Annotated in this window: 11 protein-coding genes and 4 pseudogenes; 12 read left to right on the top strand and 3 right to left on the bottom strand. The window is 37.0% G+C overall.

Features of this window, described 5'->3' with window-relative positions:
* Nucleotides 1-176 precede the first annotated feature (176 nt).
* The 5 genes and pseudogenes from HDEF_RS02040 (at nucleotide 177) to HDEF_RS02025 (ending at nucleotide 4,156) form a co-directional block, all read left to right on the top strand.
* Nucleotides 177-863 carry a Rha family transcriptional regulator gene (locus HDEF_RS02040; protein WP_012738122.1) on the top strand — a complete coding sequence of 229 codons (687 nt, stop codon included), beginning with the start codon at nucleotides 177-179 and terminating at the stop codon, nucleotides 861-863.
* Nucleotides 863-1,048 (top strand): annotated as a pseudogene (locus tag HDEF_RS13615) (hypothetical protein); the annotation flags it as partial. The gene HDEF_RS02040 and the pseudogene HDEF_RS13615, both read left to right, overlap by 1 nt.
* Nucleotides 1,009-1,158: pseudogene (locus HDEF_RS13610) on the top strand (lysis system i-spanin subunit Rz); the annotation flags it as partial. The pseudogenes HDEF_RS13615 and HDEF_RS13610, both read left to right, overlap by 40 nt.
* Before the next feature lie 79 nt (nucleotides 1,159-1,237).
* A complete protein-coding gene (locus HDEF_RS02030) occupies nucleotides 1,238-3,556 on the top strand; it encodes a hypothetical protein (RefSeq protein ID WP_012738120.1) in 2,319 nt (772 codons plus the stop codon).
* Nucleotides 3,557-3,598: 42 nt separating this feature from the next.
* Nucleotides 3,599-4,156 carry a hypothetical protein gene (locus tag HDEF_RS02025; RefSeq protein ID WP_012738119.1) on the top strand — a complete coding sequence of 186 codons (558 nt, stop codon included), beginning with the start codon at nucleotides 3,599-3,601 and terminating at the stop codon, nucleotides 4,154-4,156.
* A gap of 50 nt (nucleotides 4,157-4,206) precedes the next feature.
* Here HDEF_RS02025 and HDEF_RS13705 read toward each other — a convergent pair.
* Nucleotides 4,207-4,383, bottom strand: a pseudogene (locus HDEF_RS13705) (transposase); the annotation flags it as partial.
* A 114-nt stretch (nucleotides 4,384-4,497) separates the two neighbouring features.
* Here HDEF_RS13705 and HDEF_RS02020 point away from each other — a divergent pair.
* The 3 genes from HDEF_RS02020 (at nucleotide 4,498) to proY (ending at nucleotide 8,204) form a co-directional block, all read left to right on the top strand.
* Entirely contained in the window at nucleotides 4,498-6,090 is a 1,593-nt protein-coding gene (locus tag HDEF_RS02020) for an ABC-F family ATPase (RefSeq protein ID WP_012738118.1), read from the top strand.
* A gap of 80 nt (nucleotides 6,091-6,170) precedes the next feature.
* Nucleotides 6,171-6,833 (top strand): GTP cyclohydrolase I FolE, encoded by a 663-nt coding sequence (gene folE / locus HDEF_RS02015; protein ID WP_012738117.1) that lies wholly within the window; start codon nucleotides 6,171-6,173, stop codon nucleotides 6,831-6,833.
* A gap of 6 nt (nucleotides 6,834-6,839) precedes the next feature.
* On the top strand, nucleotides 6,840-8,204 hold the full coding sequence (gene proY, locus HDEF_RS02010; RefSeq protein WP_012738116.1) for a proline-specific permease ProY: 1,365 nt from the start codon (nucleotides 6,840-6,842) through the stop codon (nucleotides 8,202-8,204).
* Between the two features lie 66 nt (nucleotides 8,205-8,270).
* Here the strand turns inward: proY and HDEF_RS02005 are convergent, their stop codons facing one another.
* The gene (locus tag HDEF_RS02005) at nucleotides 8,271-9,926 is read right to left on the bottom strand and encodes a M10 family metallopeptidase C-terminal domain-containing protein (RefSeq protein ID WP_425475045.1); all 1,656 of its coding nucleotides are present in this window, start codon (nucleotides 9,924-9,926) and stop codon (nucleotides 8,271-8,273) included.
* A gap of 291 nt (nucleotides 9,927-10,217) precedes the next feature.
* Between HDEF_RS02005 and HDEF_RS13700 the strand changes: the two are divergent.
* Nucleotides 10,218-10,661 (top strand): annotated as a pseudogene (locus tag HDEF_RS13700) (lysozyme inhibitor LprI family protein).
* 115 nt (nucleotides 10,662-10,776) lie between these two features.
* Here HDEF_RS13700 and HDEF_RS12930 read toward each other — a convergent pair.
* Entirely contained in the window at nucleotides 10,777-12,054 is a 1,278-nt protein-coding gene (locus HDEF_RS12930; RefSeq protein WP_012738114.1) for a protein-tyrosine phosphatase family protein, read from the bottom strand.
* A gap of 283 nt (nucleotides 12,055-12,337) precedes the next feature.
* Here HDEF_RS12930 and HDEF_RS01990 point away from each other — a divergent pair, with 283 nt between their 5' ends.
* The 3 genes from HDEF_RS01990 to relA all read left to right on the top strand — a co-directional run bounded on the left by HDEF_RS01990 (nucleotide 12,338) and on the right by relA (nucleotide 15,975).
* Nucleotides 12,338-12,919, top strand: a complete 582-nt coding sequence (locus HDEF_RS01990) for a hypothetical protein (RefSeq protein WP_012738113.1) — start codon at nucleotides 12,338-12,340, stop codon at nucleotides 12,917-12,919.
* 88 nt (nucleotides 12,920-13,007) lie between these two features.
* Complete coding sequence (gene tadA, locus HDEF_RS01985) at nucleotides 13,008-13,514, top strand: tRNA adenosine(34) deaminase TadA (protein WP_012738112.1); 507 nt, start codon at nucleotides 13,008-13,010, stop codon at nucleotides 13,512-13,514.
* Nucleotides 13,515-13,755: 241 nt separating this feature from the next.
* The gene (relA, locus tag HDEF_RS01980; protein WP_012738109.1) at nucleotides 13,756-15,975 is read left to right on the top strand and encodes a GTP diphosphokinase; all 2,220 of its coding nucleotides are present in this window, start codon (nucleotides 13,756-13,758) and stop codon (nucleotides 15,973-15,975) included.
* The last annotated feature ends 1 nt before the right edge of the window (nucleotide 15,976 follow it).

Below are 15,976 nucleotides of genomic sequence, written 5' to 3'. Positions count from 1 at the left end.
GAAAAATTCATTGCCATTGAGCCTCAGCCTCGTCTGAGGCTTTTTTTCTGAGCGCCAAAGGCGCGACATTCACCCAATGAGACTTCTTCACAAAATGGACCTCAAAAAACACCCGTGATTGGATGTACTTAGAGGCGGGTTTATGTGATTGAAGTCTTTTTTTTGAAGGAAACACTATGCCATTAGTTGAAATTAAAAAATTTGATTTAGTCAGCAACTCTTCCGCTATTGCCCTCGGCGTAAAAAAAGAACACAAACCCGTTATTCAACTGGTGAGAAAATATCAATCGGATTTGGAAGAATTCGCCAGGGTGAAATTTGAAATGCGACCCTTTCAGACGAAAGGGGGGGCACAAAAGAAAGAAGTCGCTTTACTCAATGAACAGCAAACCACACTGCTCATCACTTACATGCGCAATAATCCAATCGTTCGGGCGTTTAAAAAACGCTTGGTGGCTGAATTTTTTCGTATGCGTGCCGCCTTGGAAAATAAGGAAAAGTCGCGCAACGTGGCACGACTTGAATACAAACCCATGACGGAGGCCATCGAGCAGGCGCACAGAGCGCAAGGTCAATCTCTTGCTCCTCATCACTTTAGAAGTGAGGCCGACCTCATCAACCATATTGCTGTGGGGATGACCGCCGCCCAATTCCGCGTTTATCACAATATTAGTCACAAAGAGTCTCTTCGCGATTACCTAACACCAGAGCAAATTTATTGCATCACCGAGTTACAGCGGGCCAACACGGTATTTCTCCGCATGGGATGGGATTTTAAATATCGCCAGACCAGACTGATGCAGATATTTGAGCAATATCATTGCCCATCGCTGATAAAAGAACAGCGCAGGCTACTTGCCTGATGCACTGGAAAATACCAGGGATTATGGCCGCCCTACTGCTCTCGTTGCTGAGTGCGGTTTTGTATTATCGCCATCAATATCAACAGGCCGAAAACGCTCGGCAACAAGTGTTTTTGGATATCGTTCAGCATCAAAAAGTATTTGAACAGTGGATGATGCACCCACCCCCCGACTTACTGACGCCACTCAACGGGATTATTTCACTCTCAGAGCGCCTATCGCCCTCGCAGAGCAGCAAATAACAGGCTTGCAAGCGTACGTTCAGAAAGTGTGTTTGAACCAAATTCAGAAATGATGCCGACGCATCATCAAAACAGATCACGGTCAGTTTGACTTCCAACAAAAACCAGATTTTTAAAAAAAGGATTTAAAAAATGAGCGACAATATCTATAAAATGATTAATTATGAATATATAGAAGAATATGCAAAATCAAATTTACTTATTGAAAATGGAGATATAGATGCGCGTTTAATAAAATTAATTAATAACCATAAAAAAAAGATCCAAAATATTTTGGAGGGGTATATAGATAAAGAATTTTTTAATAATTTTTTACATAAAATATTGATCGCAGCATATCAAAATGCTCATTTTAGACCCCATGATATTCTTAAAGAAGACTTTTTTTTAAAGCTGACCTGTGATGCGCTTTTTATATCACTCGATTATTATGATGAAGTGATTGAAAACAATGATAAAGACATTAAATCTTTTAATTTTATTAATCGAATTTTTTATTTTTGCAGTGTGATAAGCATGGCAGTCAAAGAGGCGCTTAAAATAGATTTAAAATCATTTAAATCCACTTGGGACAACGATTTTTTACATTATCAATATTCCAATGAATTTAATCAATTGGTCACCCAAGTGATTAATAATGATAATATTAAAGATATTAATTTTAATGACTTTAAAAATAAAATATTGACTAAACTTAAATCTGTGTGTTATCGAACTTTTACTCAGGTAGATTTTTCTGAAAAAGAAAAAAAGGCATTAAAAGGATTATTAAAAATAGCTTATAATTTGCATTATGATTTTAGTGAATCAAGACATAAGTTTATCAATCACAGTGCATTAACTGGTTTCGATCAACACGTCATTAATATTATCAATCATTTTCTTCAAGAGAAGGGAATTGAGTATTCAAATTTGACTAATAATTTTTTAATTATCAGTCAAATTCAAGATGAATATGTCAATGAAAATTTTTATTATCAATTTATTACAGATAAAGATTATTATAATAAAAACCTTTCTGAGGTTACTACAAATATAGGTATTGCATTAATTTTTTATATTTATGATGTTATTATTGATGAGTTGGCTTTTTTATATCGAACTGACCGACAAGGATATTTTAAAATATCATTCAAAATTTCTGAGCGTTTAACAAAATTTGAAGATAGCTTTGATTTTAGTTATTTTTATAATTTACAAATTTATAAAAAAGGAAAAGAAAATCAAAAAAATCTTTTAAAACAGATTTTGTATAAATTTGCGATTCCTGCTGTTGGTATTGTGTTCAATACATTTTTTGCAAAATTCATCGGTTTTATTACGCAACGTAGCAATTCAGTTACAGATGAAATAAGAATGAATGCCAGTATTATTATGGGCATCGTATCTTCTTTAGATTCTTTTATAATGTCTTATTTATTTAATTTCTTACTTAAAGATGAGGATAGTTTTTATCTGTATTCTGCGGACGGAAGCGTTATTGCTTTCGGTATAGGTAGTCTTACTCCGATACCTCAAAGAACAACCATAACCAGAACAATTTCGATGAATTCAATCAATGAAAATGGTTTATCTGATCCGTCTCTATTTCAAAATACACGAGCAGACACCATACTAGGAAGATTTCCAGATCCAGTGCCAATTCCAGGACATGTACATGATGGATTCAAGAGGCGTAAGAGAAGTACTGAAATCAATGATCATGTTGTGGATAATGAACATATATATATTCGTTATCTTGATTTTATCAAGAAAAAATCAGATAAAGAAAATTATGAATCTAATCCACTTTTAAAAAAGTGGATTGAGCAAAATCAATATAGAGTCATGAAACATAAACCGTTAACGGAAAAATATGATTATGATTATAAAAAAGTGCTTGATTCTTTGAATTTTATCCAGGATGAATTATTGAATTTTAGAAATATAGATTTAGCTAATGAATATTTAAAAGACAGAAGTTATTCTGTTCAAGATGATTTTACTATCAATATCAATCGTAATGATTTTAATGAAAAATATTTTTTTTTGCAGGTTTTTAATATCAATGTTGATTATTTTGATAAAAACGATATGGACAGGATTGACGAGAGAATATTCATTATCAGTAAAATAATGTGTGATGAAGAGTTTTATTCTCAAAGCAAGAACTTGAATCTTAACTTTGTTTTTTATGATTTCATGCAATATTCAAATATGTTTGTTGATCAGAAAAACCTGCATATTTCAAGAAGAATCTTATTAACCATTTTATTGATTTACCTTTACAAACAAGGTGATGACATACTTAAAACAATAAAAAATATTGAGGAAAAAATATTAGAAAACGAGTTGGCCCAACTGAAACCCAAAGCACCAGTAAGCGAAATTAATCGTAAATTTAACGCCATAATTTCAATACATAAAAAAACAATTCAAAATATCATATCTGTAATAAAATATTTTACATAAATCACCTGTTGCAATAATACTAGAATCATTTTACGGTCACTGATGAAATTACAAAATGATATTTACAGTATTACGAATAAAACAAGTAACGAAACGGTGATAAAAATCCCTATGGATGTGATCCCTATGCATGTAAAACATGATTTATATACAAGGAATGTAAAAGGTTTATATTATAAACAAAACCCAGAGGGTAAATATTCTTTAGGTGTTCATCATTCTACTGGATTAGAAGTGGCTAAAGTAAAGGCCATCCCTGCAAATTTACACGACACTATATTAGCAGGCATGCTGACAGAAAAAAATCTTGCGAATGACTTTTTTCTTTTTTCAAGAGATCATCACGGAAATATCATTGGATCATTATCAGATTCTCCCTCAGATGCGAATTTTATTGGAATTTCAAAGATGCTACTAATATATGAGGATTTACTACTGAGTCATAATAATACTGCTGTTATGGATAAATTTGATATCGATAGTTTTATGGAGAATTTGCAAAAAACAGTAAAATTTAAAGTGAATATTATTTTTAATAATGCTGATAGCATTTTATTTATTTTGAAAAAAATAAAAATGATAATAGAAGGTGAACATTAAATTGTATGAGCCCAGACCAGAGCGGTTTCTGTCTATTCTGGTTTATATCCTCAGCAACGAATGAGTTGTAATAGTCGTTGCAGGAAATGAGGTCGATAGCGTGAGCTATTCATAAAAATTTGAATGGTTCTTGTAGCCGCTTTCCTGAGTCAAGATTTCAACTGAGAAAATGCCATTTCTATCGGGTTAAAATCAGGGGAGTCAGGCGGAAGGTAAAGCAGCTTCGCTTCTTTTAAAAAAAATCTGCTCTCTCAGGCCCGCTATCAATTTTGGGTGTCATTACTTATAATCTTCCTTTCATATTATTCAATATCCCCTTTTCATAAATAGAGATCGATTCAGTGTTAAATACTCACAATATTACCATGCAGTTTGGCAGTCAGCCTTTATTCGAAAACATTTCCGTAAAATTTGGCAAAGGAAATCGCTACGGTTTAATTGGTGCTAATGGATGTGGTAAATCCACTTTTATGAAGATTTTAGGTAAAGATCTCACTGCGACAAACGGGCAGGTTTCACTTGATGTGAACGAACGGATTGGGAAACTTCGTCAAGATCAATTTGCTTTCGAAAAATACAGTGTTTTAGATACCGTGGTGATGGGACATAACGAACTATGGAAATTAAAGGAAGAGCGTGATCGCATTTATGCGTTGCCTGAAATGACAGAAGAAGACGGATATAGAGTCGCAGATCTGGAAGTCGCTTATGGGGAGATGGATGGTTATAGTGCAGAATCTCGTGCCGGTGAGTTGTTATTGGGTGTTGGTATACCTACTGAAAAACATAATGGCCCCATGAGCGATATTGCACCTGGCTGGAAGTTGAGGGTGTTGTTAGCACAAGCGTTGTTTTCCGATCCTGACATACTGCTGCTGGATGAACCCACCAATAATTTAGATATTGATACGATCCGCTGGTTGGAGCAAACACTAAACCAACGTAGCAGTACAATGATCATTATTTCCCACGATCGTCATTTTCTTAACATGGTTTGCACCCATATGGCGGATCTGGATTACGGCGAGTTGCGCATTTATCCCGGAAATTACGACCAATATATGTACGCCGCGACCCAGGCTCGTGAGCATTTACTCGCAGAAAATGCCAAGAAAAAGGCACAAATTTCTGAATTACAATCTTTTGTCAATCGTTTTAGTGCGAATGCATCCAAGTCTAAACAAGCGACTTCACGCGCTCGACAAATTGAAAAAATTCAATTTGATGAAGTTAAGGCCACGAGTCGTCAAAATCCATTTATTCGTTTTGAGCAAGAGAAAAAATTATTCAGAAATGCACTAGAAGTGAATAAATTAGCGAAAGGGTTTGATAGCACTCTTTTTAAAGGGCTCAACCTGATGATTGAAGTCGGCGAAAAGGTGGCCGTATTAGGCGCTAATGGAATTGGTAAAACCACATTACTGAAAACTTTAATTGGTGAGTTACCCCCAGATGAAGGCCATGTAAAATGGTCAGAAAATAGCAACATCGGTTATTACGCTCAGGATCATGCTCATGACTTTGAAATTGAAATGACGGTATTAGACTGGATGACGCAATGGAAGCAGGAAAAAGACGATGAACAAGCTGTAAGGAGCATATTAGGCCGTTTATTGTTTAATCAAGACGACATCAAAAAATCAGTTAAAGTGTTATCTGGAGGAGAAAAAGGGAGAATGCTCTTCGGCAAGCTGATGATGCAGTGCCCAAATATTCTCATTATGGACGAACCCACCAACCATTTGGATATGGAATCTATTGAATCGCTTAATCTTGCCTTGGAAAAATATGAAGGCACGCTGATATTCGTCTCTCATGATCGTGAATTTGTGAATTCACTGGCCACCCGAATTATTGAAATAATGCCTGACAAAGTGAAGAATTTCAGGGGAAATTATGAAGAATATTTACTGAGCCAAGGGATTCAACCTTAATGACGGCGCAACAACATGTCACATATATTTGCGGCGATGTAATGATTTTTTAAAAGCGCCCTCAGTTGATTGGAGAAAAAATGTCATCATTCAGTAAAGAAGCTCGTCAAGTTCATGAAGCGCTTGTCAAACATGGGCTTGAGAATCCTTTCAATATGGATCCTGAAAACGGGTTATTAGATGCTGCAACTCGTAGATCTCATATTGAAAAGCATATCACCCAGATCATGGAACTATTAAATCTTGATTTAAGAGATGACAGTCTCTCTAAAACGCCTTCTCGCATTGCATCAATGTATGTCGATGAAATTTTTTTAGGGTTGGATTATGCTCATTTTCCTGAAATTACTCTTATTCAAAATAAAATGCAGGTAGATGAAATGATCACAGTACATGACATCAGTCTGAGTAGTACTTGTGAACATCATTTTGCGAGCATTGATGGTAAAGCCACTGTAGCTTACATTCCTAAAGATTATATTATTGGTTTATCGAAGATAAATCGGGTGGTGCAATTTTTTTCTCAGCGGCCGCAGGTTCAGGAAAGATTAACCCAGCAAATTATTTTGGCATTACAAACGTTGTTAGCGACTGAAAATGTGGCGGTGTCAATTGATGCGACTCATTATTGTGTCAAGGCCCGTGGCATTTGTGATAGAAGCAGCGTGACGAGAACGACCTCTTTAAGGGGATTATTTAAATCCAGTCAAAATACCAGGCAAGAATTTTTGCATATCTGTTAGGAAACCATGGCTAAAAATACACTAAAACGCAGCTTAAATGCCCGCCATATCCGTTTTATGGCATTGGGATCAGCGATTGGAACGGGTTTATTTTATGGTTCAGCCGATGCGATCAAAATGGCAGGCCCTAGTGTTTTACTGGCTTATATGATGGGTGGCCTCGCTGCCTTCGTCATTATGCGAGCCTTGGGTGAAATGGCGGTGAATAACCCAAAATCAAGCTCTTTTTCTCTGTATGCAGAGCAATATTTAGGCCCTATGGCCGGTTATGTTATAGGCTGGACATACTGTTTTGAAATTTTGATTGTGGCCATTGCCGACGTAACGGCCTTTGGCGTTTATATGGGAGTCTGGTTCCCAGAAGTACCTCATTGGATTTGGGTATTAAGCATAGTGCTGATTATCGGTAGTATTAATTTGATGAGTGTCCATGTATTTGGCGAATTAGAATTCTGGTTTTCATTTTTTAAAGTGGCCACCATCATTTTAATGATACTGGTCGGCGTTGGTGTGATCGTTTGGGGGATTGGTAACGGCGGTAAACCGACGGGTATCCAGAATTTATGGGTTAACGGGGGCTTTTTTAGCCATGGTATTTTGGGGATGATTTTATCACTCCAGGTGGTGATGTTTGCTTATGGCGGCATTGAAATTATAGGGATCACTGCTGGTGAAGCGAAAGATCCTAAAAAATCTATTCCTAAAGCCATTAATTCCGTGCCATTACGTATTCTTGTTTTTTACGTGGGGACCTTGTTCGTGATTATGTCTATCTTTCCCTGGAATCAAATCGGCACGCAAGGTAGCCCCTTCGTATTGACCTTTCAACATATTGGCATCACGGTCGCTGCTGGTATTTTGAATTTTGTTGTGATAACTGCCTCTGTCTCTGCGATTAATAGCGATGTTTTTGGCGTTGGCCGAATGTTAAATGGCATGGCAGAGCAAGGGCATTCTCCCAAAATGTTGAATAAAATTTCTCAACGCGGTGCTCCTTGGGTGAGCGTGCTCTTTATGATGATGGCGATGTTGATTGCGGTGTATCTCAATTACATCATGCCCGATAAAGTATTTTTGGTGATTGCCTCACTTGCCACTTTTGCGACTGTATTCGTATGGATCATGATCTTGTTTTCTCAAATTTCTTTTCGTTGCTCTTTAACGAAAGAAGAAAAGAAAAAATTAGAATTTCCACTATTAGGAGGGGTTATTACCTCTGCTATTGGAATCGTATTTCTTGTTTTTATTATGGTATTAATCGGCTGCTTTCCCAGCACACGTATTTCCCTTTTTATGGGATGCGTCTGGTTAATATTATTAATATTGAGTTACTATTTAAAAATTTTTTATCAGAAAAAATCAAAAATATAAAATCTTCACGCATTAAAATTTTACCATGCGTGAAGTCACGTATAACGTATAAATACTATTTGATATTTATATAAAGCGAGAAAAAATAAAATCGTTGGCGGTGAGTTTTTTATTTCCAGTGAATTTGATCATCATATCGTTATTATTCAATGAATTTTTTTCAATAGAATCAGAAAAATCAATCATGAGATAAGTAATATTAAGAATACTATTATGACGTTGTTGAATTTCTGTTTGGCCTTTAAAGTGAAATCGATCTACAAACTGAATATTTTTGATATTATTCGTGATACGAGATAGGTCTATTTTGTCAATGCCCACTTCAAAATCACAAATGGTATCAGTAGATAGTGTCGAAGAGTCATCACAAGTTTGATAAACAAATATATCCCTTCCTGGGCCTCCTGTGAGTTTATCTGACCCTATTCCGCCTGAAAGCCAATCATCCCCCATCTCTCCCAGCAAAGTATCGTCTCCTTTTTCTCCCCAAAGTTGATCTCTTCCTCTTCCTCCTACCAGAGGATCGTTTCCTTGGCCTCCAAACAAAAAGTCCTGGTCTTCTCCACCCAAAAGATAGTCGTTATCTTTTCCTCCCCAAAGTTGATCGGAGCCCCTGCCCCCCACTAATTTATCAGCCCCTTCCCCACCGTATAAACGGTCGTTTCCTTCTTCTCCAAAAAGCCGATCACACCCTTGCTCACCGTAAATAAGGTCGGCACCTTTGCCTCCTCGTAAAACATTATCCACTTCATTGCCTATAATTTCGTCATCTCCAGAGCCGCTGATCGCATTTTCAATGATGACCCTGTATGCAATAGAGACATTGTTTTTTAATCCCCCGACATCAGAAAATTGGCTCGATTTTAAATTGATTCTTTGATTTTGACGATAACCAGAAAAATCGAAAGTATCGATGCCACCCGCGTCCCAAACACAAAAAATCAGGGGATCATCCGCATTTTCCGCACTAAGATAAGGCCGGCCAGAATTAGAATTGAAACCATAAATGGTATTACCGATACGTGTTTCAAGATTAGCTCCATAAAGATACTGAACGGATGCGATGTCATACATTTGAGGGCCAGATGGATAATAGCCATTGTATTGAAACTCTTTATAGTAACTCATCACACTGATTTTATTAGTATAAGATTTACTGATATGTGAATGTCTTAGCCCCAAAGCATGGCCGATTTCATGATTTAAAGTAAAATTTCCCAAATTTTTTGAATTTGGATTTAAGTTATCTTCTAGCTCTGCATTAATCCAAATAGGGCTTGTACCATCCCTACTAGGGAGATAAGCAGCTCCTCTTTTAAATCTACTTTTAGGGGTGATTTTAATATAATTAAAAAAAATAAGATGAATTTTTTTATTAATATCTTCTTCTTTGTGTTCATTAAAATGAACATTGGCGACATCAGAATAAAATTGCAAAATTAATTTCACTTTTTGAATTTGATTTTGAGTAAACAATATCGGTTTTCCAAATACTTTTTTATCTGATCCTTTTGAAGGATTTTTTTTAATATCAAATGAAAAATTTAAAAAGACACTTTGCCCATATTTTTTTTCTCCATTCCAATTGTACGTAGCCGTTAATGTATTTTTGATTTCATTTTCTAAAATTTTATTTAAATTTTTAGATTTGATTTGTTTATGAGTCAATTTTCGAGCGCGTGTAATCATGATTTTTATTCCTTTAATAAATTTAAATGTCATATTTTTAAATAAGGATCTCAAGGTTACTTTTCGCTCTATTTTTTAATATAGGAATAATCTTAAATTTCAAGAAATGCTGACATATCAACTATTAACAAAGTCAATGTTAAAATAAGATTTGTTTTTTTGAGGATGATAAAAGATGAAAAACAGGTACTATCCCATGTAAGTGGTCTCGTTTTTTCTGGAAAACCTGGTTTCTTGATGCGTTATTTGATTCAATTTCATGAAGAACAAAGGGTGTGGTTTACTCACTTAAACTTAATCTTTTTCAGTATTTAATAATAGGAAATGTCAATGCTTAAAAAAACGCTGATTTTACTTAGCCTTGCTACAATATTCCCATCAATGGCCGAACGTTCGGGTACTCTTATAACGCAAGTGGATATGACCCAAGACTCAGCAAAGGAATATCAGTCGGCCAAAAAAACGTTAAATGAAACATATCAAAAAGTTTCAAAAGCCGTAAAAGGTGAACAAAAAACATTACTGAAAAAATCCCAGGATGCCTGAAAAAAGTACCGGGATTCGGCGTGTCGTTTTTCCACTTCTGGAAGTCAAGGCGGGTCAGCATATGCCATGATTTATGAAAGTTGTCTGGCAGAAAAAAACCATCAGCGCGAGGTAGAATTAAAAAACTTTCTGATCTGTCCTGAAGGCGATCTGTCTTGCCCGTTCGTTAATTCCAGTTTAATTCATAACGATGACCAAAAAATTGACTCGAACGCTCCATGATGGAGTCTGCAAAGTTTTTGATGTAAACGGTTTCTCGATTGTTCTGGCTGTAAGTTTATTTTCCTCAACCTTCAGGGGAAAAACCGGCAGCCAGTCAATTAATGATCAGGCTCTGCTAATGTAAAATAGAAATATTTAAAATATGGGCTATTTCAGCCAAAAGTTTTAGCTGGTCTTTGGTTTGAACTGTATTGGCAGCACGTTGTTTACGAAGCCCAATGATGACATCCTGAAGACTGATGTGATTTTTTTGTTGCTTCATCATTGACACTGTAGCTGCCAGAACCCCAGTGCGACCCACACCAGCCGTACAATGAATCACCCTTTTGTTATGTTTTTCCACTTCGTTTGCTAACATTATTGTATCCTCAGAGCTAATCACGCCGTGATCGGGCCAATTTGTCACATGTAAAAGCTTAACCGCATGAGTGTTATTTTCATGCCTGATATTTAGGGAATAATGATCACATGTAGTACCATCCTTAAGTTCATTTTTTCCTGTCAATTCTGATGTAACAGAAACTGCTTCTTCGGTACGGCAATCAGGAGAAAAATATTTTTTCAGCCCTCGACATTCGATATCTTTATTAGAACTAAGTACTGTTACATGGTCAATTTTCTCTTTCAGATACATTCTTAACTGGTCTTCTATCTGATTATCTTTTGGGTATTGTGTCAGAATAGCGACCTCATCTTCACCTATCTTGACCCTGTTAGCACTTAGATTAGGTGCAACATTTGTACTTGACATGCTATTCACATTAACAAAACGGTTAACGCTTTTGTTTACAAAAATATCTGGTTGCTCTTCTCCTAGTTGTTCAATTTTGCTCTTAAAATCACTTAAGAGTTCCCATAATTTATCCACCTCAGACAATGTATTAGGTTGGGCCTGCAATGGAGATATAGAAGTATTCGGCATGTTAAGCGCCGCTGTATTAGTCAATTCCAATAAAACACTAGCCGCCCCACAGGATATTTTTTGGGACTTGGTATCAATAATGAGAACTTTATTATCATCTGTCTTTTGAAATACAAGATTTTTTATATCCTCTTTACTCATGTTACTTTTCAAACAGTTATAATCCACCTGATAGCCCTTAACGAAATTCAAAACGCTTTCATTCGCTTTTTTTTCTGTATCAGTAGGGGTGTCCTTTGTAAGAAGAGCCGCCCTGAATTTCCCCTCTCTTTCTCTAAGAATCCGTTTTTTGTCGTTTTCTTTAGAACAAAAATCAAGCAGATTTTGCAATCTAGATATATAGTGCATCGATTTACTATGATTTATATTTTTGACTGATGATAATTCTCTGGGCAGGGAGGAGCCTGTAGATTGTGTTGATGCTGTATTCTCATATGATGGATGTGTCGAGAGATGATTAACTCTATGCATATCGTTTCCCTTTTTATTTGTAGATAAACCCAGACGATAGAAGACGCTTCTTTTTTATACTTACTCAGTGTTTTTATTAAATAAATTTTATAATAAAATACTGCTTAATTTGTTTTTAAGAGATTGATACATATAAAGATAGTATCTCTTCGAAAGAAACGGTTCTTCTCTAAAAGAACCCTGTTTTTGGGTTACTAACTAAAAACAGATAATTTATTTTTTATTCATTCATTCATTCATCGTTATTAATATGATTAAACCCCAAAAGGAAAACAAATTAAATATGTCAACACAACTTTACTATTATGATGATCCAGAGGAAGGATTACATAGGGATACTTCTCACCCCCGTTTTGTGAGCTTGGCTTCAGAAGATTTTTATTACGATGCCTGTGATGACTCAAGCCCTTTCGGTAATGATTTGGGCGCAGATACACTGTCATATTTGGAAGATTGGTATAAAGATAAAACCTTTAAAGACGAGAGTATTAGTGAATATTTGAGCAATATCCTAGAGAGCTGGGATTTGGGGCCTGATGACTTGGTACGAAAAGATCCTCAATTCTGGAAAAAATGGGGAAAAGAAAAAGATGAAAAATATGGCGGTACATCATATTTAGTAAGTCACTGTAATATTATTATTGCTTGCGGTTTGGGGCAATTAAAAATTACGGGTGCAATGGATCCAGAGATCATTGATAGGGCATTGGCGTCGATTAAGTGTTTATGGTTTTTATACAAGGGGGATTCTACTGAAAATGAGGATGAAGACTTAATACGTCTACAGAAGATGAAAAATTTGCTAGATTCTGTCTCTAAAGGAGAGATCAATGATTTTATGAAATGCCATGAAAAAACAGGATAAAAATGGGATGACGACAGCTCAGAATGACAGCTCTTTGGGATGCTTTTAAAACAGTTTATTCAAAGTAACAATTCAAAAAAATGGCCTTATGAATATCAAAACCCTTCCTGCACCTGATTCAGAGCTTGATCATCACTATTGGATGCGCCACGCACTTTCACTTGCAGAACAAGCACAAGCCTCAGGAGAAGTGCCTATCGGTGCGGTGGTAGTAGTGAACAATCAATCGATAGGCGAAGGATGGAATCAATCGGTGATGTGTCATGATCCGACGGCTCATGCCGAAATCATAGCACTGAGGCAAGCAGGACGACATCAAAAAAATTATCGTTTGGTCAATGCCACTTTATATGTCACTTTAGAGCCCTGTATGATGTGTGTCGGGGCTATTATGCATAGCCGGATTCGAGGATTGGTTTATGGTGCCCCCGATCCTAAAAAAGGGGGTGTCGCATTTTTAACACGCATGATGAATATTCAAGTCAAACGGATTGATATTAAAACGGATGTATTGTCTCAAACCTGTTCCAGAATGCTGGTGGATTTTTTTCAACAGAGGCGAAGGGAGCAAAAAGCTCAGGTCTTAAAAAAATGAATGAAAGGTGCCCTGCGTATTCCTTACTATTCAGGCTATCTCTTATTTTTTAGAGTGAAAATTGTCTCATCAAATAGCAATATCATCATTTTTAAAACGGTGATGACATTGCGCTTTCTCCTCTTTTTTTGTATTTTTTAGCGTGAAAAATGGCGCTTTACAATCACATTTCATCAAGGTATCCAGCTGCCCCAAACTAAAAATCTTCAATCAGCCTACTTAATCTACAATAGGGAAAATTATGGTCTCTGTGAGAAATACCGGTTTAAATATCACAGATGAATTCGCTTTTAATCAATGGATGAAAGATTTAGGGCTTACGCTTGCTTCCTCTTTGGTATGTTTAAAAAAAACCTGGTATTACTGCCTTCAAAAAATCCCCCTTCATTCTGATGCTTCAGGCTTAATGGAATATGGAATCGAAATGGTCGAGATCCTGTCGACTTTGAATATGGATGATGACAGTTTGCAGGCGGCGTTTCTTTTTCCGTTTGTAGAAGCTGAAATAATGAATGAAATCGAACTGAGTACGTATTTTGGTGACGCGATTACCGTTTTGATCCGCGGTGTGCGTGAGATGGATGCCATTCGTTATTTAAAAACGCCTCAAGATAATTCGGTCAAGTCAGCTCAAATCGATAACGTTCGTAAAATGTTATTGGCGATGGTGGAGGATTTTCGTTGTGTTGTGATTAAGCTGGCAGAAAGAGTGGCCCATCTTGGAAAAATGAAAGAAGCCCCTGAAGATGAAAGAGTATTGGCTGCGAAAGCCTGCTCGAATATTTACGCGCCTTTAGCCAATCGGCTTGGTATTGGCCAACTAAAATGGGAGCTGGAAGATTTCTGTTTTCGGTATCTACATCCTCAACAATATCAAAAAATAGCTCAGTTACTTCATGAACGCCGCGTTGATCGTAAGCAGTTTATCGACGACTGTGTGAGATTTCTTAAAAAAGCCATGAAGGATGAAGGGATAAAAGCTGAAATTTATGGGCGACCGAAACATATTTACAGCATTTGGCGTAAAATGCAGAGGAAATTTTTGGAGTTCGATGCGCTTTTTGATGTTCGCGCTGTGCGTGTTGTGGTTGAGCGTATTCAGGATTGCTATGCCTCTTTGGGGGTTGTCCATACGCATTTTCGTCACCTACCGGATGAATTTGATGATTATGTGGCCAATCCAAAACCTAATGGATATCAGTCTATTCACACTGTTGTATTAGGCCCCAAGGGTAAAACCCTGGAAATTCAAATTCGCACACAACAGATGCATGAAGATTCAGAGCTGGGCGTAGCAGCGCATTGGAAGTATAAAGAAGGCGCTACCCATTCGGTACGTTCAGGATATGAAAACCGAATCATTTGGCTGAGAAAGTTGATCGCGTGGCAAGAAGAGATCTCTCATTCAGGAGAGATGCTTGATGAAGTACGTAGCCAGGTTTTCGATGACCGTGTGTATGTTTTTACCCCTAAAGGGGATGTCATGGATCTGCCTACAGGCTCGACTCCCCTTGATTTTGCCTATCATATTCACAGCGATGTCGGGCACCGTTGCATTGGGGCTAAAATCGGAGGGCGGATTGTTCCATTTACATATCAGTTGCAAATGGGTGATCAGGTAGAGGTGATCACCCAAAAACAGCCCAATCCCAGTAGAGACTGGTTAAATCCTCATTTGGGATATATTCACAGTAGCCGCAGCCGTTCGAAAATTCATAACTGGTTTCGTCAACAAGCAAAAGATAAAAATAGGTTGGCAGGACGCCAAATGCTTGAAAATGAATTAGGACATTTGAACATCAGCCTAAAAAAAGCAGAAAAACCACTTTTGCTACGTTACAACCTCAATTCTATTGAAGAAATCTTCACTGGGATTGGCGCGGGTGATATTCGCATCAATCAAATGATCCATTTTTTGCAAGGGCATTTTAATCAGCTCACGGCCGAAGAAGCGGATCAAAAAGCGCTGAAAAATCTTACTAAGCAAAATACGCTTTCGACGCGCCATAAAAAGAATGGACGCATCATGGTGGAAGGGGTTGGACATCTGATGCATCACATTGCGCGTTGCTGCCAGCCGATCTTAGGGGATGAGATTATGGGTTTTATCACGCGGGGGCGAGGGATTTCGATTCATAAACTGGATTGTGCCCAGTTAGTTGATTTACGATTGCATTCTTCTGAACGTATTGTGGAGGCGGTGTGGGACGAAAGTTATTCGAGCGGTTATTCCTTAATGCTAAAGGTCCTTGCGCAAGACCGAAGTGCTTTATTACGCGATATCACGGTTATTTTGGCGAATCAAAAAGTGAATGTGCTGGCCATCAAGAGCCGGAGTGACACAAAAAAACAACAGGCGACCATAGAGATGAATATTGAAATTTATAATTTGCAAACGTTGGCTCGTATTTTAGCCAAACTGAATCAGTTACCGGATGTGATTCACGCTGCGCGTTTGTGAG

It is taken from the genome of Candidatus Hamiltonella defensa 5AT (Acyrthosiphon pisum), from assembly GCF_000021705.1.
Classification (GTDB): domain Bacteria; phylum Pseudomonadota; class Gammaproteobacteria; order Enterobacterales; family Enterobacteriaceae; genus Hamiltonella; species Hamiltonella defendens.
The sequence above is the reverse complement of the archived record's forward strand: the minus strand, read 5'-3'. Positions and strand labels throughout refer to the sequence as shown.

Coding starts and splice junctions, on each gene's coding strand:
- HDEF_RS02040 (WP_012738122.1), top strand. CDS start 177: ATGCCATTAGTTGAAATTAAAAAATTTGATTTAGTCAGCAACTCTTCC.
- HDEF_RS02030 (WP_012738120.1), top strand. CDS start 1,238: ATGAGCGACAATATCTATAAAATGATTAATTATGAATATATAGAAGAA.
- HDEF_RS02025 (WP_012738119.1), top strand. CDS start 3,599: ATGAAATTACAAAATGATATTTACAGTATTACGAATAAAACAAGTAAC.
- folE (WP_012738117.1), top strand. CDS start 6,171: ATGTCATCATTCAGTAAAGAAGCTCGTCAAGTTCATGAAGCGCTTGTC.
- proY (WP_012738116.1), top strand. CDS start 6,840: ATGGCTAAAAATACACTAAAACGCAGCTTAAATGCCCGCCATATCCGT.
- HDEF_RS02005 (WP_425475045.1), bottom strand. CDS start 9,926: ATGACATTTAAATTTATTAAAGGAATAAAAATCATGATTACACGCGCT.
- HDEF_RS12930 (WP_012738114.1), bottom strand. CDS start 12,054: ATGCATAGAGTTAATCATCTCTCGACACATCCATCATATGAGAATACA.
- HDEF_RS01990 (WP_012738113.1), top strand. CDS start 12,338: ATGTCAACACAACTTTACTATTATGATGATCCAGAGGAAGGATTACAT.
- tadA (WP_012738112.1), top strand. CDS start 13,008: ATGAATATCAAAACCCTTCCTGCACCTGATTCAGAGCTTGATCATCAC.
- relA (WP_012738109.1), top strand. CDS start 13,756: ATGGTCTCTGTGAGAAATACCGGTTTAAATATCACAGATGAATTCGCT.